Source organism: Pseudomonas sp. WS 5011, assembly GCF_012985775.1.
GTDB lineage: Bacteria > Pseudomonadota > Gammaproteobacteria > Pseudomonadales > Pseudomonadaceae > Aquipseudomonas > Aquipseudomonas peli.
The window spans coordinates 238,504-259,453 of record NZ_JAAQXA010000005.1; the positions used below are offsets into that span (position 1 = coordinate 238,504).

Annotated in this window: 19 protein-coding genes and 1 tRNA gene; 14 read left to right on the top strand and 6 right to left on the bottom strand. The window is 60.5% G+C overall.

The features are described from left to right. Window positions 1-58: 58 nt before the first annotated feature. The 3 genes from mobA to HBN63_RS08130 all read left to right on the top strand — a co-directional run bounded on the left by mobA (window position 59) and on the right by HBN63_RS08130 (window position 1,157). On the top strand, window positions 59-640 hold the full coding sequence (gene mobA, locus HBN63_RS08120) for a molybdenum cofactor guanylyltransferase MobA (RefSeq protein WP_170049053.1): 582 nt from the start codon (window positions 59-61) through the stop codon (window positions 638-640). A 77-nt stretch (window positions 641-717) separates the two neighbouring features. After that, the gene (locus HBN63_RS08125) at window positions 718-939 is read left to right on the top strand and encodes a YgdI/YgdR family lipoprotein (protein ID WP_160015517.1); all 222 of its coding nucleotides are present in this window, start codon (window positions 718-720) and stop codon (window positions 937-939) included. Window positions 940-1,080: 141 nt separating this feature from the next. After that, window positions 1,081-1,157: transfer RNA gene (locus tag HBN63_RS08130), tRNA-Pro, on the top strand. Between the two features lie 53 nt (window positions 1,158-1,210). Here the strand turns inward: HBN63_RS08130 and HBN63_RS08135 are convergent. The 3 genes from HBN63_RS08135 to HBN63_RS08145 are packed head-to-tail and all read right to left on the bottom strand — an operon-like array spanning window position 1,211 to window position 3,588. After that, a complete protein-coding gene (locus HBN63_RS08135; protein WP_170049054.1) occupies window positions 1,211-2,095 on the bottom strand; it encodes a chemotaxis protein in 885 nt (294 codons plus the stop codon). Between the two features lie 39 nt (window positions 2,096-2,134). Then, a complete protein-coding gene (locus HBN63_RS08140) occupies window positions 2,135-2,383 on the bottom strand; it encodes a glutaredoxin family protein (protein WP_160084961.1) in 249 nt (82 codons plus the stop codon). 50 nt (window positions 2,384-2,433) lie between these two features. Beyond that, a complete protein-coding gene (locus tag HBN63_RS08145; RefSeq protein WP_170049055.1) occupies window positions 2,434-3,588 on the bottom strand; it encodes a DUF5610 domain-containing protein in 1,155 nt (384 codons plus the stop codon). A gap of 259 nt (window positions 3,589-3,847) precedes the next feature. Here HBN63_RS08145 and HBN63_RS08150 point away from each other — a divergent pair, with 259 nt between their 5' ends. Next, window positions 3,848-5,125: an OprD family porin gene (locus HBN63_RS08150; RefSeq protein WP_170049056.1), complete on the top strand. Its 1,278-nt coding sequence runs from the start codon at window positions 3,848-3,850 to the stop codon at window positions 5,123-5,125. A 73-nt stretch (window positions 5,126-5,198) separates the two neighbouring features. On the opposite strand, the gene HBN63_RS08155 is transcribed toward HBN63_RS08150, so the two are convergent. After that, on the bottom strand, window positions 5,199-6,407 hold the full coding sequence (locus HBN63_RS08155) for an ammonium transporter (protein ID WP_170049057.1): 1,209 nt from the start codon (window positions 6,405-6,407) through the stop codon (window positions 5,199-5,201). A 377-nt stretch (window positions 6,408-6,784) separates the two neighbouring features. Between HBN63_RS08155 and HBN63_RS08160 the strand changes: the two genes are divergently transcribed. The 7 genes from HBN63_RS08160 (at window position 6,785) to HBN63_RS08190 (ending at window position 14,633) form a co-directional block, all read left to right on the top strand. Beyond that, entirely contained in the window at window positions 6,785-7,102 is a 318-nt protein-coding gene (locus tag HBN63_RS08160; protein WP_090248105.1) for a YqjD family protein, read from the top strand. A gap of 12 nt (window positions 7,103-7,114) precedes the next feature. After that, window positions 7,115-7,498 carry a phage holin family protein gene (locus HBN63_RS08165; RefSeq protein ID WP_170049058.1) on the top strand — a complete coding sequence of 128 codons (384 nt, stop codon included), beginning with the start codon at window positions 7,115-7,117 and terminating at the stop codon, window positions 7,496-7,498. Further along, window positions 7,495-7,851: a hypothetical protein gene (locus HBN63_RS08170; protein WP_160084965.1), complete on the top strand. Its 357-nt coding sequence runs from the start codon at window positions 7,495-7,497 to the stop codon at window positions 7,849-7,851. The genes HBN63_RS08165 and HBN63_RS08170 overlap by 4 nt, the downstream gene beginning before the upstream one ends. 73 nt (window positions 7,852-7,924) lie before the next feature. Continuing rightward, entirely contained in the window at window positions 7,925-9,088 is a 1,164-nt protein-coding gene (locus HBN63_RS08175) for an EAL domain-containing protein (protein WP_170049059.1), read from the top strand. A gap of 82 nt (window positions 9,089-9,170) precedes the next feature. Further along, on the top strand, window positions 9,171-10,502 hold the full coding sequence (locus HBN63_RS08180; RefSeq protein ID WP_170049060.1) for a deoxyguanosinetriphosphate triphosphohydrolase: 1,332 nt from the start codon (window positions 9,171-9,173) through the stop codon (window positions 10,500-10,502). A gap of 3 nt (window positions 10,503-10,505) precedes the next feature. Beyond that, window positions 10,506-11,576 carry an FUSC family protein gene (locus tag HBN63_RS08185; RefSeq protein WP_170049061.1) on the top strand — a complete coding sequence of 357 codons (1,071 nt, stop codon included), beginning with the start codon at window positions 10,506-10,508 and terminating at the stop codon, window positions 11,574-11,576. 99 nt (window positions 11,577-11,675) lie between these two features. Then, the gene (locus HBN63_RS08190; RefSeq protein WP_170049062.1) at window positions 11,676-14,633 is read left to right on the top strand and encodes an HD domain-containing phosphohydrolase; all 2,958 of its coding nucleotides are present in this window, start codon (window positions 11,676-11,678) and stop codon (window positions 14,631-14,633) included. A gap of 60 nt (window positions 14,634-14,693) precedes the next feature. Here HBN63_RS08190 and HBN63_RS08195 read toward each other — a convergent pair whose 3' ends face one another. After that, window positions 14,694-15,035, bottom strand: a complete 342-nt coding sequence (locus HBN63_RS08195; protein ID WP_090248116.1) for a YggL family protein — start codon at window positions 15,033-15,035, stop codon at window positions 14,694-14,696. A gap of 234 nt (window positions 15,036-15,269) precedes the next feature. Here HBN63_RS08195 and dacB point away from each other — a divergent pair, with 234 nt between their 5' ends. Then, the gene (gene dacB / locus HBN63_RS08200; RefSeq protein WP_090248117.1) at window positions 15,270-16,718 is read left to right on the top strand and encodes a D-alanyl-D-alanine carboxypeptidase/D-alanyl-D-alanine-endopeptidase; all 1,449 of its coding nucleotides are present in this window, start codon (window positions 15,270-15,272) and stop codon (window positions 16,716-16,718) included. Window positions 16,719-16,754: 36 nt separating this feature from the next. On the opposite strand, the gene HBN63_RS08205 is transcribed toward dacB, so the two are convergent. Further along, on the bottom strand, window positions 16,755-17,228 hold the full coding sequence (locus HBN63_RS08205) for a MarR family transcriptional regulator (protein WP_170049063.1): 474 nt from the start codon (window positions 17,226-17,228) through the stop codon (window positions 16,755-16,757). Window positions 17,229-17,339: 111 nt separating this feature from the next. Here HBN63_RS08205 and HBN63_RS08210 point away from each other — a divergent pair, with 111 nt between their 5' ends. Both HBN63_RS08210 and ngg read left to right on the top strand, forming a co-directional pair. Further along, a complete protein-coding gene (locus tag HBN63_RS08210; protein ID WP_170049064.1) occupies window positions 17,340-19,109 on the top strand; it encodes an N-acetylglutaminylglutamine amidotransferase in 1,770 nt (589 codons plus the stop codon). A gap of 73 nt (window positions 19,110-19,182) precedes the next feature. Beyond that, a complete protein-coding gene (gene ngg / locus HBN63_RS08215; protein WP_170049065.1) occupies window positions 19,183-20,922 on the top strand; it encodes an N-acetylglutaminylglutamine synthetase in 1,740 nt (579 codons plus the stop codon). Window positions 20,923-20,950: the final 28 nt, after the last annotated feature.

Consider the following 20,950-nt stretch of genomic DNA (forward strand, 5'->3'; position numbering starts at 1 on the left):
CCAGTTATGGGCGATAATGCCCGCCGTTATATCACAGGCCCGCTTTCGGAGACTGCGCATGCCCGCTCCCATGACCCTGCCCCGCTGTTCTGTTTTGCTGCTTGCGGGCGGCCGTGGGCAACGCATGGGCGGTGCCGACAAGGGCCTGCTCGACTGGCAAGGCCGTCCGCTCATTGCTTGGCTGAACGAGCTGGTGCGGCCACTAACCGATGACCTGCTTATCTCCTGCAACCGCAACGCCGAGCGCTATGCACCCTTCGCGGATCGCTTGGTAAGTGATGACGAGGCGGACTTCCAAGGCCCTCTCGCAGGCATTCGCGCCGGCCTGCGCGCCGCACGCCAGGCGAATGTATTGATCCTGCCGTGTGATGCCCCGCAACTCGACAGACCGCTGCTTGAGGCGCTACTGAACCTGGCCGGTGAGCGCGCAGTGGTAGTGCGTCAGGGCGAGCTTCTCGAACCGCTGTTCAGCGTCATTCCCCGTGCACTGCATGCTGACCTGGAGCAGGCCTGGCAAGCCGGCGAACGCAGCCCGCAACGCTGGTTGCGCAGCCTTGATCCATTTACAGTGGAGTGCCCACTCGGTGACCCTCGCTTGGCCAACTTCAACACGCCCGACTTGCTGACGACACGCGGATAAACACCGGTAAGGGAACTTGACCGGCAAAGTTTCGTCACAAGCAGGGTAAAAACATCTATCCAATCAAGGAGAAACCCATGTCTCAGCGGATTATTCCAGCATTGCTGCTTACCTTGGGCCTGGTCGCGCTGACTGGTTGCGCGTCGCCAACGGTAATCACCCTCAATGATGGCCGCGAAATTCAGACCATCGACGAGCCGAATTTTGATGAGGATTCGGGCTTCTACGAGTTCGAACAACTCGATGGCAAACGCGCCAAGGTCAACAAGGATCAAGTGCGTACCGTCAAAGAGCTGTAAGCCGATAACCCAGGCGTTGCCACGTACTACTTGCCCAGCGCCTGGGCTCTGATCGATATATTCAAAACGCTTGGCCAATAGAAAAAATTAAAACCTAAGCCCTTGTGCGGTAAAACTTTCTCAGTAAAATTTCGACCCATTCGGAGTGTAGCGCAGCTTGGTAGCGCGTCTCGTTCGGGACGAGAAGGTCGCAGGTTCGAATCCTGTCTCTCCGACCAGATCACATAAAAAAGCCCGCTTAATTGCGGGCTTTTTTATGTCTGGAGAAAAGCTATTGCAAGCTTTCGAACGCATGCACCAGGGCCTTGCTCAGGTCCACTGTGGAGAACTTGGTCAACACCGCATTGGCGCCCACTGCCTCGGCTTTTTCAGTGTTCATGGTGCTGTCGAGCGAGGTGTGCAGCAGCACATAGAGCTGGCCGATATCCGGCTTTTTACGCAGCGTGCGCACCAAGTCATAGCCATCCATTTCCGGCATTTCGATATCCGACACCAACACCTCGATAGGCTCGCCGGCATCGAATTGACGCTGCAGTAACTCCAGCGCTTCGGCGGCGCTGCGCACCATTTGGCAATCCAGCTCCAGCTTGCGCAGGGTAATCATGGTCTGCTGTAACGCGACGTGGGAGTCATCCACCACCAGTACACGACGCCCCTTAAGCAGCTCGCGCTCACGCTCGGATAACAGCTGATCATCCAACTCCTCAATACTCATCGGCGCGAGTTCGTGCAGGACTTTTTCAATATCGAGGATCTGCACAATCTTGCCGTCGATCTGCGTCACGCCGGTGATAAAGGCTTTGCTGCCGGACGCGGCCGGCGGCGGACGAACGTCACGGGTGTAGCACTGCACGATGCGCTCGACGCTCTGCACGTGCAGGCCCTGCCGAGAGCGACTGAGCTCCGTCACGATCAGACAGCCGTCATCATTGCCCTGCACGCCTTGCTCGCCGATCGCCTTGCCCAGATCAATCACCGTTAGCGCCGAGCCACGCAAGGTGGCAACGCCACGGACATGAGGATGACGACTGGGCAGTTTGGTCAGCGCCGGGCAAGGAATGATTTCCTGCACTTTCAGGAGATTAATACCCAATAGACGGCCGCTGTGCAGGCGGAATAATAGCAGTGACAGTGCGTCACCCAGCACGATGCTCATGCGTATGTGTCCTGTAAAAATGCCATCCGTGCCAACGCACTAATCATGACTATTACGCAAGAATTCAACGATCTGTTCAGCCTCGAACGGCCAGTTCAACTCAGCACCGGTATCAATACGGCGCAGCACTGGAATGCGCAGACCATAGTCCTCAACCCAATGCTCCTGCTCAGCGATATCGACCAGCTCGACCAACAGGCCATGCTCGACAAAAGGCATCAGCAACGCCTCGGCCACCTCACACAGGTGGCAGCCGAGCGTACCGAATAATTGGCATTCCGGGAGCATCTGCGCGCCTCCACTGGCTAATGGAGGTGCAGTTTAGCACTGCCCCCGGCTCAGGCGTCCGTGGACTTGCTGCTGTCTAGGGCGGGGGTGAGCAGGTTCTGCAGGCCGTCGAGCAAGCGGCTGTTGAGCTGCTCGGCCTTGTCCAGGCGACCGCTGTCAAAACGCTCATCCAGCGAGAAGCCGCCTTTGAGCATATCCAGCAAGCTGGTTTTAGCGGTGCCTTCTTCAGCCACCTGATTGGCGCTGCGCAATGCGTCGAGCAGGCCCTGGGCGTAGTCAATCAGCGAACTGTTCACTGCGCTGGCTGCCTGGCCGCCGTCTTGCGCCACGGCGCTGTAGGCATCGGTTGCCTGACGCACAGTGGTTTGGGTCAGGCGCAGGGACATCGACGCTAACTGTTCGCCATCCATGTCCAGCGCCATGGCGCGGTCGAAGGCACCGGACAGATCGCCGGCATAGAACTTGTTGGAGAGGTCCTGGACCTGGCCGAAGAGTTTTTCCAGTGCGGCGCGTTCTTCATCATCCAGCTCGCCTTCGACGCTGACTTGCCAGGCACCGATCTGTAGGCTGCCGGATTGGCTACTGGCAACTACTGAGCTGCCGTTACCATTGCTGCTGGCAACAACGCCACTCTGCGACCAGTTGGCCGAAGCCTGGGCGATGGAAATCCGCAGGCGATCACCATCACGGGTGGTCACTTCCATATCGAAGGTTTCCGCTTGCGCGGCAAACCGCTCGCTGTAAGCGGCGATATTGGTTGAGCCCTCAACCAGGGCCGCATCCGGATTAAAGCGTTTATCCAGGTCGCTGAAACCGTCCTGGATTTTCTGGTAAGTGTCGTCGATATCGCTCGCCACCTTGCCTTGCAGCACGCCCATGCCGTCGAGAATCTTGCGCGCTTCGGCAAAGCCCTTTTCCACGCCACTGCGGGCCTGCTCAAGCAATCCCTTGAGCTTGCTGGGGTCGGCACCAGCCGCCTGCTCGCTTTGCAGGCGCTGCTCGATAAAACCGAGAATACGCCCGGCGACTTTCTCCGGGGTGTAATCATTGGCCTTGCCGGCCAATGCACCCGGCTCAAGCCCAAGGCGTTCAGCCAAACGGTTGGCCAGTGTCGCCTGCGCGTCAGCAGCATTGCGCACAACCGGCTGAGCAGTGGCGGAGGTAGGACGTGAAGCAGAGGATAAATTTGCGGCCAGAGGGTTCATGGCAAAGTACCTGGGCGGTGTATCTGACTGGTTGGCGGCCGTGCGGGATGAAACTTTAGCCTGATTGCGGATAAACCGATCAACGGCGCATTCAGCCGGCTAGAGCGATTGCAGCGGAGACAGTTGGACGCTGCACCCACACAGAGCGCGCCCGAGCAGACCAAAGTCTAAAAGCCAAGCCTAAGCCCCCATGCTTTATTGCGCCTCGCTGTATCAGATCGGCCACAAGCCGACCCGCACACACGAGGAGCTAACAATAATGACTCAATCCCCCCTCGCTCGCGCTGTGGCATTCGCCACACTGGGCACCTGCCTCACCCTGCCATCGCTGGCCCAGGCAGAGTTTATCAAGGACAGCAAAGCGACCCTTGAAGCTCGTAATTTCTACTTCAATCGTGATTTCCGTCAGTCATCAAACCCGACACCTAGTCAGGCCAAGAGCGAAGAGTGGGCACAAGGTTTTATTCTGCGCGCCGAGTCGGGCTACACCGAAGGCACTGTGGGTTTTGGCCTCGACGCTATCGGCATGCTCGGCTTCAAACTCGACTCAGGTGACGGCACCGCCGGCAGCAATCTGCTGACACCAGACAAATCCTCCAATGGCTCACAGGACTATTCGTCCGATCTGGCTGTGGCTGGCAAGGTGAAAGTTTCCAAAACCACCCTGCGGGTTGGCGATATGCAATATAAAAACATGGCGATTGCGTCCAGCGACAGCCGCCTGACACCGCAAGTTTTTAAAGGTGGTCAGCTGATTTCCCAGGAAATTGATGGCCTTATTCTGGACGGCGGCTATGTGCGTGAAGTTAACAACCGCAACTCAGGTGATTTCGAAGACCTGTCCATCACCAGTGGCGGCAGGCGTGGGATTAACGTAACAGGCGGCAACAGCACTGACTCGTTCACGTTTCTCGGTGGCACTTATAAGCTCACTCAGAATCTGACTGGCGCCTATTACTATTCCAACCTGGAGGATTTGTATAAGCAGAATTCCTTCAACCTGGTCCATGTCCTGCCCTTGGCAGACAAGCAAACCCTGAAAACCGACTTGCGTTACGCCCGCTCCACCGATGACGGTCGTAGCAACGTCGACAATAAGGCGTTGGGCGCCATGATTACGTACGGCATCGATGGTCACAGCTTTGGCTTGGGCTACCAGAAGATGAGTGGTGACACTGGCTTTGCCTACCTGGCTACCAGTACCGATCCGTTCTTGGTCAACTATGTACAAATCAGTGACTTTGCCAACAAGGACGAGCAGTCCTGGCAGGCGCGGTATGACTTCAACTTTGCCAGCATCGGCATTCCGGGCCTGACGTTCATGACCCGTTACCTGACCGGTGACAACGTTGAGCTGGCCGCCAACCGTTCCGAGGGTAAGGAATGGGAACGCAACACCGAGCTGATGTATGTGTTCCAGGAAGGGGCTTTGAAGAACCTCGGCGTTCGTTGGCGCAATGCGACTGTGCGTTCGAACTTTGCCAACGATCTCGACGAAAACCGCCTGATCGTCAGCTACACACTGCCACTGCTCTAAGCCTCAACACCTAAGCGGTTGTAATAAAAAAGGCCCGGACATTGTCCGGGCCTTTTGCATTAACGCTCAGCGATCAATCCTGGCTGACAGCGCCAATCTTATGCACCGAGAGGTCTGCACCGTAATACTCCTCCTCCTGGCTCAGGCGAATACCCACGGTAGCCTTCAGCACACCATAAACCAGTACGCCGCCAATCAAGGCCACCACCACGCCCAGCGCGGTGCCGACAAACTGGCTGGCCAGGCTGACGCCGCCCAGGCCGCCCAACATCTCTTGGCCGAAGATGCCGCAGGCAATACCGCCCCACACGCCGCACAGACCGTGCAGCGGCCAAACGCCGAGCACGTCGTCGATCTTCCATTTCACCTGGATCGCGGTAAACGCCCAGACGAACAACGCACCGGCAATCGCGCCTGTAACCAGAGCGCCAACCGGGTGCATGAGGTCGGAACCGGCACACACCGCCACCAGTCCAGCCAGCGGACCGTTGTGCAAAAAGCCTGGGTCATTACGGCCAACCAGCAAAGCCGCCACGGTGCCGCCGACCATCGCCATCAGGGTGTTGACCGCCACCAGACCACTGACGCTTCCCAGGGTCTGTGCGCTCATCACGTTGAAGCCGAACCAGCCGATGATCAGAATCCACGAACCCAGCGCCAGGAACGGAATATTTGACGGGGCAAAAGCAACCAAGCGGCCATCGCGGTAACGCCCGTTACGGCGCCCCAGCAGGATCACCGCGCCAAAGGCCAACCAGCCACCCATCGCATGCACCACCACCGAGCCGGCAAAGTCATGGAAGGTTGCGCCAAACTGCGCCTCCAGCCAGGCCTGTACACCGTAGTTGCCATTCCAGATCATCCCCTCGAAGAAGGGGTAGATAAAGGCCACGATCAGCACCGTGGCGCACAACTGCGGGCCGAACTTGGCGCGCTCGGCGATGCCACCGGAAATAATCGCCGGGATGGCCGCCGCAAAAGTCAGCAGAAAGAAGAACTTCACCAGCGCATAGCCGTTGCCTTCCGTCAGCACACTGGCGGGCTCTAGGAAGGTCACGCCGTAGGCAATCCAGTAGCCAACAAAGAAATAGGCCAGGGCCGACACGGCAAAGTCGGAGATGATCTTCGACAAGGCGTTGACCTGGTTCTTCTGCCTGACCGTCCCCACTTCAAGAAAGGCAAAACCGGCATGCATAGCCAGCACCATCACGGCGCCGAGCAGGATAAACAAGGTATTGGAGCCGTGAATCAGGGTTTCCACAGCACTGTTGATGTTTTCCATCTGCGAAGAAAACTCCGTCGCGGGGAAAAAGCACCAAAGCGGATCACAAACCAATAAATACGCACCATATGGCGGCACTCATCATGATCCAGCTTGCCGAGGCCCAGGCTGTACAGCACCAAGCCGGTGCCGACTGAACCTTGCCTCGAAGTACTTATTCCATAGTTATTAATAAGTTATTGATGCACCACGGCGTCCTGGCCAGAACCCTCACAGCCCCATAAAGGAGCGCATCTGCAAGGGCGCGCACCAGCGCAATGCAAGCGCTGTACCAGCCGATCAGTCGGCTGCATCCGTCCCGCACCGAAGAAAAAAGGAACCACTGCCCCGCAGAGGACTCGAACCCCCTACACTGCCCCGTCATAAGGAGAGACACCATGGCTCGTAAGACCCCCGTATCGTCCAGCTCGGATCAGTTACTCGACGAATTCCAGGCGCTGGTACGCGACACCGAAAGCTTGTTGCAGCATTCCGCCAGCCTCGCCGGCGAGCAGGCCGAAGAGCTGCGCGAGCAGATCCGCAGCAGCCTGGGCCGTGCGCGCAGCACCCTGCACAACGCCGAAGACGCACTGCATGCCCGCGGCAAGGCGGCTATTGAAGCCACCGAAGGCTATGTGCAGACTCATCCATGGCAGACCCTCGGTATTGCTGCCGCCATTGGCCTGCTGTTGGGCATGCTGATTACCCGGCGCTAAAGAGAAACCTTAATGGATGCAACACCGCCCACCCCGCCAAGTCGCGGCAGTTCGCCACGGCGATTTGCCAGCGCTTTGCTGGGGTTATTGCAGGGCCATATCGCGCTGTTTGGCGAAGAGCTTAAAGAGCAGCAAAGCCACACCCTCAACCTGCTGGTGCTGACCAGCCTGAGTTTGCTGTTCGGCCTGCTGCTGATCATCGGCCTGTCGGCTGCATTGCTGATTGCCTTCTGGGAGACGCACCGTCTGCTGGTTATCAGTGCCCTGTGTGGCTTCTATGCACTGGGCATGCTGGGCACCCTGTTCACGCTGTTGCAGCGTGTACGCAATGCTCCCGCCCCCTTCAGCGCCAGCCTTGAAGAGCTGGCCCGTGACCGTGAGCAACTGCTGCCATGACTATGCCCGAGCTACCCGCCAAGGCCTCGCGCCGCGAGCTGCGCAAAACCCTGCTGCGCATGCGTCTGCAAATGCACCGCCAGGAACTGCGCCACGAAACCCTGGTGATGCTGCAACCACTGCGGCAGGCACAGTACTGGCGCAACCACTGGCGTGAAGAACTGGGCAATAGCAACGCACCGCTTTGGGTCGCTGGCGGCGCACTGCTGCTGGCTACCGTCGGCATTCGCCGTGGCCACTGGCGCCGCTGGCTGCGTATCGCCCTGATCGCCTTCCCACTGCTGCGGCGCAATCCGCCGAGACGCCCAGACACATCTGCCGACACGACTAAAGATACCCGCGCAGGGGATTAAACTGGCCACGATCTTGCTTAGTCACCTGGCTACGCCGCCCACCGGGGCGTCTGCCTGGCTAAGGAACTGCGCAGTGTTCAACGGTCAACCGCTTGCTGTTTTTCAACCTTTTATCGATACCGCCACCGGACGTATTGCCGGTGTCGAAGCATTGGCGCGCCTGCGCAGCGCTGATGGCCAGCTGCACTCGGCAGGCCCATTGTTCAGTGACCCGAAGACCCCGCCCACCGCCCTGCGCCGCCTTGACCGCGAAGTCCGCGAACAAGCTCTGAAGCGCTTTCATGAAGCCCCGCAAGACTGGTTTCTCAGCCTGAATATCTCGCCACGCTGGATCAGCCGGCTGCGCCCTGAACAAGCCTTGCCCAGCCTCAAACAGCTGCAACGCAGCGGCATCGACCCTGCACGTATCGTCTTTGAAATCACCGAACTGGGCGGCGCCAGCGCGCGCCTGCCGGGCGTGGTGGAGCGCTACCGAGAAGCCGGTGCACGCATCGCCATCGACGACTTCGGTGCCGGCTACTCGCAGCTCGACCGCGTGCTAGCCCTGCAGCCGGACATCCTCAAGCTGGACATGCGCCTGTTTCAGCAAGCCGCCCGTGGCGGGCCGAGCAGCGAGATCGTCAAGGCGCTGGCGCAAATGGCAGAAAAAACCGGCTGCTGGATCATTGCCGAAGGCGTTGAAACCGAGGCCGAGCTGGATTTTGCCCTGGAGTGCGGCGCGCGTTATGTGCAGGGCTATCTGTTTGCCAAACCCGAAGAAGCCTTTTTCAGCAGCAGCGCATTCGTCAAACGCTTTGCCCAACTGCGCGACCACTATGTGCAGCAAAAACTCGCCGAACGTGCGCGACTGATGACCCTGCGCCAGCAGCTCGGTGAGCTGATGAACAGCTTCAAGACCTGGATCGAAAGCGGCTCACAGCCCGATCAGCTACCGCAACCGCACGCCTACCCATGGCTGCTGCGCATCTACCAGTGCGACCGCCACGGCACCCAGCTGACCGCCAACCTGGAGTGGCGCGAGCACAGCTGGCACAGCGATGCGCGTTACGTCGGGCATAACTGGTCATGGCGCCCCTACTTCTATCAACTGCTGGCCGAAGGCTGGGAGGAACGCCGGCTGATTCTCTCCAGCACCTACCGTGACGCCACCACCAACCAGTACTGCCTGACCGCCGGGCAATTCATCGACAACGGCAAACGGCTGCTGCTGATCGATATCGACGCTGCGGGGTTTTGACTGCATAGGGCCGAACGCCTTGCATCATCGGCTTAGAACCCCGAAGCTAGCTGCCACAGCCAGGTAACGGCGAGGACAACCCTTGGATTGGCAAACCCTGCTCAACCGTGAACGACTCGGCAAGCCGACGCACAGCGTCGCCGAACTGGGCCGCACCCCGTTTCACAAAGACCATGACCGCATCATCTTCTCCGGCGCCTTCCGCCGCCTGGGCCGCAAGACCCAGGTGCACCCGGTCTCCAGCAACGACCATATCCACACCCGCCTGACCCACTCGCTGGAAGTCAGCTGCGTGGGCCGCTCGCTGGGTATGCGCGTTGGCGAGATGATCCGCGATGCCCTGCCGGACTGGTGCGAGCCAAGCGACCTGGGCATGGTCGTGCAGTCCGCCTGCCTGGCCCACGACATCGGCAATCCACCTTTCGGCCACTCTGGCGAAGACGCCATCCGCCACTGGTTCCAGCAGGCCGCCGGACGCGGCTGGCTGGACTCGATGAGTGCGGCCGAGCGCGGTGACTTTCTCAGTTTCGAGGGTAATGCCCAGGGCTTTCGCGTACTCACCCAGCTGGAATACCACCAGTTCGACGGTGGCACCCGGCTGACTTACGCAACGCTCGGCACCTACCTGAAATACCCCTGGACCGCACGTCACGCCGAAGCGCTGGGCTACAAGAAACACAAGTTCGGCTGCTACCAGAGCGAGTTGCCGCTGCTTGAGCAGATCGCTGGCAAACTCGGCCTGCCGCAACTGGAAGAACAGCGCTGGGCGCGTCATCCACTGGTCTATCTGATGGAGGCGGCAGATGACATCTGTTACGGCCTGATTGACCTGGAAGACGGTCTGGAGATGGAGCTGCTCGATTACAGCGAAGTCGAGGCGCTTCTGCTCGACCTGGTTGGCGATGACCTGCCGGAAACCTATCGCCAGCTCGGCCCCGACGATTCTCGGCGGCGTAAGCTGGCGATCCTGCGCGGCAAAGCCATCGAACACCTAACCAATGCCGCCGCCGAAGCCTTTGTCGAACAGCAGGATGCCCTGCTCGCCGGCACCTTGCAGGGTGATCTGGTCGAGCACATGCACGGCACCGCCAAGCGCTGTGTGCAAAGCGCCAAGGACATGGCTCGACGGAAAATCTTTCAGGACAAGCGCAAAACGCTGCATGAGATCGGCGCCTACACCACCCTGGAAATCCTGCTAAATGCCTTCTGCGGCGCAGCGTTGGAGCAGCATGGCGGGCGTACGCCGTCCTTCAAGAACCGACGCATCCTTGACTTGCTCGGTAAAAACGCACCCGACCCAAGCTGGCCGCTGTACCGCTCATTCCTGCGGATGATCGACTTTATTGCCGGCATGACTGACAGCTACGCTACTGAAATGGCCCGCGAGATGACGGGCCGCTCAAGCCCGGTATAAGCCATGACGAGCCTACTGCGACAAACCTTCAGCTGGCATGCCGGGCCGCCCGCCTGGGGCCCCGCGATGGTTGCCGGCTTCGGCTGTGCACTGCCGCTGCTGCTCGGTCTGTTCAGCGCTCACCCGGGCTTTCTCTGGGCGTCGGCGGGCGCCTTCCAGGCCGCCCAGGCCAACCCGCTGCACCGCCTGGGCATGCTGCGCATGTTGATGCTCTGCGGCCTGGGCGCCTGCAGCGCCGGGTTGGGCTTCTGGTCAGCCAGCCATCCCTATGCCAGCTTGCTGGTGTTCGCGGTGTTTGGTTTCTTGCTCGCCTGGCTGCAGCGCTTTGGCAGCGAAGCCGGCAAGCTGGGCATCGGCCTGGCAATCTGCCTGTGCCTCGGCCACGGTCAGCAGGGCCTGGGCTCGCTAAACAACCCGTATGCCATTGCCATGCTGTTCATCCTCGGTGGACTCTGGGTGATGCTGCTTGCCTTCGGCCTGCGCGGCATGCATGGCTTGCGCATGTGGCCGTATATGCCGCGTTTTATCAGCATCTTCAAGGTACTCAAACGCCACGCCAAGCGCCTGCCACAGCAAAAGTGGCGCCTGCATGCACTGGGTTGCACCTTAGCGTTTGCCCTCTCCGGGCTGATCGTCAACCTGGCTGAGTTGCACCGTGGCTACTGGCTGACACTGACTGTAGTGACCACCCTGCAGCTGGACTTCCAGGGCAGTCTGGTAAGGGCCGTGCAATCGATCCTCGCCAGCCTGGGCGCCGCAGCACTGCTGATCCTGCTCGGTCACAGCATACAAAACCCGGCTCTGATGGTCGCCACACTGCTACCGCTGATCGCCCTTAGCCGTGCCCTGCAGGCCAACCATTACGGCCTGTTTGTGCTGCAAACGACGGTGTGCTTCGTGTTGCTGGCCGAAAGCCTGGCGCATGACTGGCAGCTGCCTCAGGTGCGTTTGTTCAACAGCCTGCTTGGCGTGGCCCTGGCCTTGCTGGTGGCGCTGCTGGTGTATGGCCTGGAGCGCTGGCTAGATCATCGAAACAATCTGCAAAAAATCAAGCACAGCACAGGTCCAATTTAGAGCTGTTGCAGCGTAAGAAACCGGCATCCGCGCCACGGCAAAACGCACAACGCTCCACTATGCTTTGCGCTTGGCCAAGGCATAAAAGGACATGCGCGGATGCAGCAGACAGTAAGGTCTAAGGAACGACGTTTTCCGCTCCATATCCATATCAGCGTGCTGTTTACCCTGCTGTTGCTGGGCTCCGGGGTGGTGCTGGGGTACTTCAACTACCAGCAGACCAGCAAGATTATCCTCAGCAGCAGCGACCAGCTGTTCACCCAGATGCGCAAAGAAGTGCAGGCGAGTCTGCGCAATACCTACCAACCGATTCGTAACATGATCAACCTGCTCGCGCGCAACGAGCAGCTCAGTGGTCGCGACCGCCACGAACGGATGGTCATGCTGCCGATTTTCAGCCAGGCACTGCGCGACAACCCCAAGCTGGCTTCAATCTATGTCGGCTATGGCGATGGCAGTTTCTTTATGGTGCGCCCACTGCGCAGCGAGAAGCTGCGGCAGATCTTCTTCGCACCCGACAATGCGGCCTATCAAGTGTGGAGCATCGACCGCATCAGTGAACAACGCCTGGACTCCGAATACCTGTTCTTCGACAAACAACTGCAACCGATTAGCCGGCGACAGAACCTTAAAGAGACCTATGACCCGCGTACTCGCCCCTGGTACAACGGCGCCCTGCAGAGCCCTGAGCACTTCACCACTGCGCCCTATGCCTTCTTCTCCACGGGAGAAATCGGCACCACCCTGGCTCGCAAAAGCACTGAAACCACAGTGGTGGGGGCCGACCTGACCCTTGATGACCTGTCCGCCACCCTGGCCGAACACCGCCTGACCCCCTCTACCGAAGTGGTGCTGTACAGCCCCGATGGCAGCGCGGTTGCATACCCGGACAGCGCGCGCCTGGTAATCCCAGGAGAAACGCTGCAACTGGCGCAAGTCAAAGACCTCAGCCCAGTGCTGGCCAACTTTCTCAGCCTCGGGCTCGACGCGGATCGTCAGGGCGCCGTGCGCCTGAATAAACAGCGCTGGCAGATTTCTTACAGCCAGTTCAGCGAAGGTGGCCCGCAGGGATTGCGACTGGCCCTGCTGGCCCCGGAAAGCGAGCTGCTGGCGGATGCCTACCGCATCCGCTGGCAGGGCGCGGTACTGACCCTGTGCATTCTGCTTTTATGCATACCGCTGGGCTGGCTGCTTTCCAATATTCTGGTCAAACCGCTGCGTTTGCTGGTGGGTGAGGCCGAAGCCATTCGCAGTTTCAATTTCGATTACCCGGCCAGCGGCCGTTCCTTCGTCAAGGAAGTCGACCAGTTGGCCGTGTCGATGGGAAAGATGAAGGACACCATCTCCAGCTTCCTCGACATCACCGCCACGCTTTCAGCGGAAACCCGTTTCGATGCCTTGCTACGCCGGGTGCTGCGTGAAACCGTCGACCTCAGCGAAGCCAGCGGAGGCCTGCTGTATTTGCGCGACAGCAGCAGCGGCCGCTTGGAGCCGTACGGCCTATTTATCAACGAGCAGCAACACAACCTGGAAGAACACCGCATCCCGAGTTTCGACCCCAATGACCCCGCCCTGCCTAGCTGGCTAGCGCAAACGGCCACCGGCGGCACCAGCGTCACCGTGGCGCTTGGGTTCGAGCATGCGCAGGGTTTCCAGAGCCTGCTGCATACCCTCGACAGCCCGCGAGCGCACCTGGTCTGCACCGGCCTGCACAACCGCCAGGGTCAGACATTGGGTGTGCTGGTACTGCTGCACCGCGACAGCGGTGACGAAACCGACCTGGCCATGCTACGCCCCGAGCGCATTGCCTTTGTCGAGGCTGTTTCCGGCGTCGCGGCGCTGTGCATTGAGAGCCAGCGCCTGCTCGATCAACAAAAGAAACTGCTCGACGCCTTTATCCAATTGATCGCTGGCGCCATCGACGCCAAAAGCCCCTACACCGGCGGTCACTGTCAGCGTGTACCAGAACTTACCCTGATGCTCGCCCGCGCGGCTGAAGCCAGCGAGGAAGCTGCATTCCGCGATTACCAACCCAGCGAAGAAGAATGGGAAGCCCTGCATATCGCCGCCTGGCTGCATGACTGTGGCAAGGTCACTGTGCCCGAATACGTGGTGGATAAAGCCACCAAGCTGGAAACCATCTGTGATCGTATCCACGAGGTGCGCATGCGCTTCGAAGTGCTCAAGCGCGATGCCTGGATCAGCTACTGGGAGAACCTCAGCCAGGGTGGCGATGCTGCTAACCTCGGCCAGGCGCGCGATGAACTGCTCACCACTCTGGATGACGAATTTGCCTTTATCGCCCGCTGCAACCTGGGCGGTGAAGCCATGGCCGAAGCCGATCTTGAACGCCTGCGCCGCATCGGCGCGCGCACCTGGGCGCGCACTTTGGATGATCGCCTGGGAGTGTCCTGGGAAGAAAACCTGCGCCAGTCGCGTACACCGGCACAGCCCTTACCGGTGCAGGAAACGCTGCTCAGCGACAAACCCGAACACCTGATCGAGCGCCCTGAGAGTGAACTGATCGCCGAGGACAACCCCTGGGGTTTCAAGCTGGACATACCGCACTACAAACACAATCGCGGCGAGCTGTATAACCTCGGCATTGGACGCGGCACCTTGACCAATGAGGAGCACTTCATCATCAACGGCCATATGGTGCAGACCATCCGCATGCTCAGCCACCTGCCCTTCCCTGCGCACCTGGCCAACGTCGCTGAAATTGCCGGTGGTCACCACGAAAAAATGGACGGCACGGGCTACCCCAAACGCCTTAAGCGTGAAGACATGAGCCTGCCAGCACGGATGATGGCGGTTGCGGACATCTTCGAAGCGCTGACAGCGGTGGATCGGCCTTACAAGAAAGGCAAACTGCTGTCTGAATCACTCAACATCATGGCGGGCATGTGCAAGGGCGCACACATCGACCCCGAGCTGTTCGGGCTGTTCGTGCGGGAGAAAATCTACCTGCAATACGCCGAACGCTTTTTGCGCCGTGAGCAAATTGACCAGGTTGATATCACTGCGCTGCTGGCCAAGGCTGGACTGAGCGACTGACGGGAATTGCAGGAGGGCAAAGCAACAGGGCATGCGCGATGCATGCCCTGCTCACAGGTCTTAGGCCTGATTGATCGAGTTGTCTGGGTACCAGACGTCGATCAGCGGGCTGGCAGTGAAATCCACCAGCTCGTCACGGCCTTTCAGCCAGGCTTCAACAGCAGCACGCTGCTCTTCATTGACCGAGCCACGCTTGGACAGGCATACCAGACCGAAGTCATCGCCGCCGACATAGCCCAGGCCGTTAGCGACCATCGCGTCACGCAGAAAATCTTCCAAGAAGCTGTCGATGGCTGCATCGCTCAGGTCTTGTTTGAAGTTCAGGTTCAGCTCAAAGCCCAGCTCCTGGAATTCATCCACGCAGAGTTTTTTGCGCAGACGGCGGGAACGGTTAGTAGCCATGGAACAATCCTCAAAAGTGATAACGCGCGGCACTCTAGCAGTTTCGCGGCCTACGCGCCCGTCTGGAAGACGACAGGTCAACCGATAGCCCGCAGAAAAGCCCGGCCAATCGCATTTACTGCCACTCAGCCGGAACTGTCTTGGGGCATAATTGCCAACATTATCCCAACCCGCGACGGAACCTCGTTAGATGCCTCGCGTCACCTTTGTCCCTCAGTTAGAGGGGAGTCGCCCATGATCAAAAGCCTACGTCACCTGGCCATCGCCGGCCTGCTGTTACCCGTTTGCCTGCCGCTGGCGGCTGCCACTCCGGGCTTGTCAAACAAAGTTCAACAGTCATTGAAAGCCAACAAGATCAGCAGCCAGTCACTGTCTGTGGTCACCGTGCCGCTCAACGGCCCGGGTAATAGCACTTATTTCAATGCCGACATCTCCGTCAACCCGGCTTCGACCATGAAGCTGGTCACTACCTACGCAGCGCTTGAACTGCTCGGCCCGACCCACCAATGGAAAACCGAATTCTTCACCGATGGCCAACTGAAGAACGGCGTGCTTAACGGCAACCTGTACCTCAAGGGCGGCGGCGACCCCAAGCTGAACATGGAAAAGCTCTGGCTGATGATGCGCGACCTGCGTGCGAACGGCGTGCTGCAGGTGACGGGCGACCTGGTACTCGACCGCAGCCACTTCGTACAGCCACAGCTGCCCAGCTTCAATGACGACGGCGGCGACGCCAACAAGCCGTTCCTGGTGGCCCCCGACTCACTGCTGGTCAACCTTAAGGCGCTGCGTTTTATCGCCCGCACCGAGGGTGGCAAGGTGCATATCGCCGCCGAGCCGCCAATTGCCTCTATCCGCATCGACAACCGCGTCAAAGCCCTGCCGGCAGCCAAATGCCCGGGCTGGCCGGATGTGCGCTACAACCCGGTCACCGAATTTGACGGCACCACGGTCATCGTGACCGGCAAACTGGCCGAAGGCTGCAGCTCGCAGACCTACCTGTCGCTGCTGGATCACCCGGGCTACGCCGCCGGCGCCATCCGCGCCATCTGGCAAGAACTGGGCGGCAGCATCATGGGCAAGGACCGTCTTGCGCCAGTGCCGGAGAAAGCCCGCCTGCTGGCCCGCGCCTACTCCCCGGACCTGACCGAGATCATCCGCGACATCAACAAATACAGTAACAACACCATGGCCCGACAGCTGTTCTTGAGCCTCGGCGCGCAGTTTCGCAACTCCGCCGACCAGGACGACAGCAAGGCGGCGCAGCGGGTGATTCGCAGCTGGCTGGCACGTAAAGGCATTACTGCACCGCACCTGGTGATGGAGAACGGCTCCGGGCTGTCACGTGCCGAGCGGGTCAGTGCGCGTGAAATGGCGACCCTGCTGCAGGCGGCCTGGAAGAGTCCTTACGCCGCCGAGTTCATGGCTTCACTGCCGCTGGTAGCAATGGACGGCACCATGCGCAAACGCCTACACCGCACCCCGCTGGTGGGCGAGGCGCGGATCAAGACCGGTACGCTGAACAACGTGCGTGCCATCGCCGGTTTCAGCCGCGACAGCAACGGCAACAGCTGGGCCGTGGTAGCGATTCTCAACGATCCACGCCCCTGGGGCGCCTCGTCGATTCTCGATCAGGTGCTGATCGATCTGTACAAGCAGCCCAAGCTCAGCGCCCAGCGCTAGTCCTCGCTAACCCCGCGCCGTCCCAGGCGCGACGTTTTACTCCATTTCCCCACACAGCTGCGCCGCGCGTAACAACGCGGCGGTCAGGCTGTGGCGCTCCCACTCATCCAACCCGGCAAAGCGCGCGACAAACTCCGGCGGCAGCAAGCTCGGCGCCTGTTGCAGCAGGGTGCGGCCCTGTTCGCTGAGCAGCAGCCACTGCCGGCGGCGATCCTGATCATCACGCTGGCGTTGCAACAGGCCCTTTTCCTCCAGTCTGTCGAGCATGCCGGACAGGGTCGCAGCCGTCAGGCTGACACGACCACTGAGGTCGCTGGCCGTCAGGCGCGTCTCTCCCGCCAACACCTGCAGAATCATCAACTGCATCGGCGTCAGCCCACCAAAGCGACCGAGCCGTTTGGCATGCACTTCCCCGGCCTGCTGCAAACGCCGCAAGGCCTTAAACAGCGGCAGTTCGAAGGCCGAAATAGATGACAAATCTATTTCAGTAGAAACCTTTTTGTCGACCATATACGCCTTTTAATCCGATATAAAACTTTGACATGAAAGCATTATTTTGTTTTGGTGTAAAAGGTTCGGCAGCCCCGAACCACTCCCCAACGGCAATACCGGTAAGGAATTATGTGCGCAATCGCTGGAGAATTACGTTTTGATCAACGACCGGCCGACCTGGCTGCAGTCGAGCGAATCACCCACCACATGGCCGCCCGCGGCCCCGATGCCCACGGCTTTCACAGCCAGGGCCCACTCGCCCTCGGCCATCGCCGCCTGAAGATCATGGACCTGGCCGAAGCCTCCGGCCAGCCGATGATCGACAGCGAACTGGGGCTGACGATGGTGTTCAACGGCGCCATCTACAACTACCCGGAACTGCGCGAAGAGCTGAAAGCCCTCGGCTACCGCTTCTTCTCCGCTGGCGACAGCGAGGTGCTGCTCAAGGGCTACCACGCCTGGGGCAGCGACCTGCTGCCAAAGCTCAATGGCATGTTCGCTTTTGCCATCTGGGAGCGCGACAGCCAGCAGCTGTTCATCGCCCGCGACCGCCTCGGGGTCAAGCCCCTGTACTTGTCACGCACTGGCGAGCGCCTGCGCTTTGCCTCCAGCTTGCCGGCGCTGATGGCCGGCGGTGACATCGGCAAAACCCTCGATCCCGTCGCCCTCAACCACTACCTGAACTTCCACGCCGTGGTGCCGGCACCGCGCACCCTGCTGGCTGGGGTGGAGAAACTGGCACCGGCCAGCTGGATGCGTATCGACGCCCAAGGCAACTGTGAACAGCAGACCTGGTGGAACCTGACATTCGGCCCGCAGCGCGAAGAAATCGCCTTCGGCCTGGAAGAATGGCAAGAGCGCGTATTGGATGGCATGCGCGAAGCCGTGTCGATCCGCCAACGCGCCGCCGTGGATGTCGGCGTGCTGCTGTCCGGCGGTGTGGACTCGAGCATGCTGGTCGGCCTGCTGCGTGAAGCCGGGATGGACAACCTGTCGACCTTCTCCATCGGCTTTCAGGATGCCGGCGGCGAACGCGGTGACGAGTTCCAGTATTCCGACCTGATCGCCGAGCACTTCGCTACCCGCCACCATCAACTGCGTATCGGTGAGCACGAGATTCTCGAACAGCTGCCAGCGGCCTTTCGCGCCATGAGCGAGCCGATGGTCAGCCACGATTGCATCGCTTTCTACCTGCTGTCACGCGAGGTGGCCAAGCACTGCAAGGTGGTGCAGAGCGGCCAGGGCGCCGATGAGCTGTTCGCCGGCTACCACTGGTATCCGCAGGTGGACGCTGCCGAGGATGCCTTCGGCGCTTACCGCGCGGCGTTCTTCGACCGTGATTACGACGAATACGCCGCCTGCGTGCAGCCCGCCTGGCTAACCGGCGACATGGCTGGCGACTTTGTTCGTGAGCATTTCGCCCAGCCTGGCGCCGTGGCCGCTGTGGATAAGGCGCTGCGCCTGGACAGCACGGTGATGCTGGTCGATGACCCGGTCAAACGGGTCGACAACATGACCATGGCCTGGGGTCTGGAGGCGCGCACACCCTTCCTCGACTATCGCCTGGCCGAGCTTTCGGCACATATCCCTGGGCGTTTCAAGCTGCCGGATGGCGGCAAGCATGTGCTCAAGGAAGCGGCACGTAAGGTGATCCCCAGCGCCGTCATCGACCGGCCCAAAGGGTATTTCCCGGTGCCTGGCCTCAAGCACCTGGAAGGCGCCACCCTCAGCTGGGTGCGTGACCTGCTGCTCGACCCCAGCCAGGATCGCGGCCTGTTCAACCCGGCCATGCTGGATCATTTGTTGAGTGACCCACACGGTCAACTGACGCCTTTGCGCGGATCCAAGCTGTGGCAACTGGCCGCGCTGAATCTCTGGTTGAACGAACACGGCCTGTAGAGCGCTGCAGTGGCTGGGTACACACCCGCCACCGCAGCATCCGCCACCTGTTAACGGCAAAGGAACCCCTCCAATGCGTGCCACTGCCTTTAATCAACGCCTGCTACGCGGCCAAGCGCCCTCCTACGAGCGCCTGCAGGCGCGCCTGGCCGAGGACCACAACGCCCCGCCCAGCCAACCGCAAGCGGTGCACTGCGGCTGGGGCCGCCTGCTGCTCGGCCACACCTACCCGGATGCTGCCGCCCTGGCCAGTGATCTGCTGACCGAGCAGCCCGGCGAGCGCGATATCGCGCTGTATGTCGCCGCGCCGCACCAGGTGCTCGCGCAAGCGCCGCAGCAGCTGTTTCTCGATCCGTCCGACACGCTGCGTCTGTGGTTTACCGACTACCGCCCGGCGCGCCGCGGTTTTCGCGGTTACCGAGTGCGCCGCGCACAGAATGCCGAGGACTGGCAGGCGATCAATGAGCTGTATCAACTGCGCGGCATGCTGCCGATCGACCCTGGCAAACTCACTCCGCGCCACCTTGGTGGACCGGTGTACTGGCTGGCCGAGGATGAAGACAGCGGCGCGGTGATCGGCAGCGTGATGGGCCTTAACCACCACAAGGCTTATCAGGACCCGGACCACGGCAGCAGCCTGTGGTGCCTGGCGGTCGACCCACGCTGCAGCAGGCCAGGGGTTGGCGAAGTGCTGGTACGTCACCTGATCGAACACTTTATGAGCCGCGGCCTGAGCTACCTGGACCTGTCCGTGCTGCATGACAACGAACAGGCCAAGGGCCTGTATGCCAAGCTGGGCTTTCGCGAGCTGCAGACCTTCAGCATCAAGCGCAAAAACGGCATCAACGAAGCCCTCTTCCTCGGCCCTGGCCCGCATACACCGATGAACCCTTACGCGCGAATCATCGTTGATGAAGCGCTGCGACGCGGCATCGAAGTGCAGGTCGACGACGCCGACGCCGGGCTGTTCACCTTGAGCCACGGCGGCCGGCGAATCCGCTGCCGGGAATCCCTGAGCGACCTGACCAGCGCGGTAAGCATGACCCTGTGTCAGGACAAGCGCCTGACACATCGCACTCTGGCTCGCGCTGGCTTGCACCTGCCCGCCCAGCGCCTGGCCGGCAGCGCCGAGGACAACGCCGCGTTTCTCGCCGAGCATGGCAGCCTGGTGGTCAAGCCGGTGGATGGCGAACAGGGCCAGGGCGTGGCGGTGGATCTGCGCACGCCGCTGGATGTGCAGGATGCTATCGAACGCGCCAGTAACTTCAACAGCCGCGTGCTGCTGGAAAGCTTTCACCCAGGCTTTGATCTGCGCATTCTGGTGATCGGCTTTGCCGTCGTGGCCGCCGCCATTCGCCGCCCGGCGGAAGTGATCGGTGATGGCCAGCACAGCATCGGCGAGCTGATCGACGCACAAAGCCGTCGTCGGCAAGCCGCCACCGAAGGCGAAAGCCGCATTCCCAAGGACGCTGAAACCCTGCGCACCCTGCATGCCGCCGGGGTGGACTACGACAGCGTGCTAACCGCTGGCCAACGCCTGCCCGTGCGTAAAACCGCCAATCTGCACACCGGCGGCAGCCTGGAAGACGTCACCGACATCCTCCACCCGGTGCTGGCCGATGCTGCAGTAAAAGCCGCCCGCGCCCTGGATATTCCGGTGGTCGGCCTCGATTTGCTGGTGCCTGCGGCCGATCAACCCGAGTACGTGTTTATCGAAGCCAACGAGCGCGCCGGCCTGGCCAACCACCAGCCGCAACCCACGGCAGAGCGTTTTATCGACCTGCTGTTTCCATTGAGCCAAACGCCTAGCTAACCCCTTCCCCAGCCTCTCTCCGGCAACG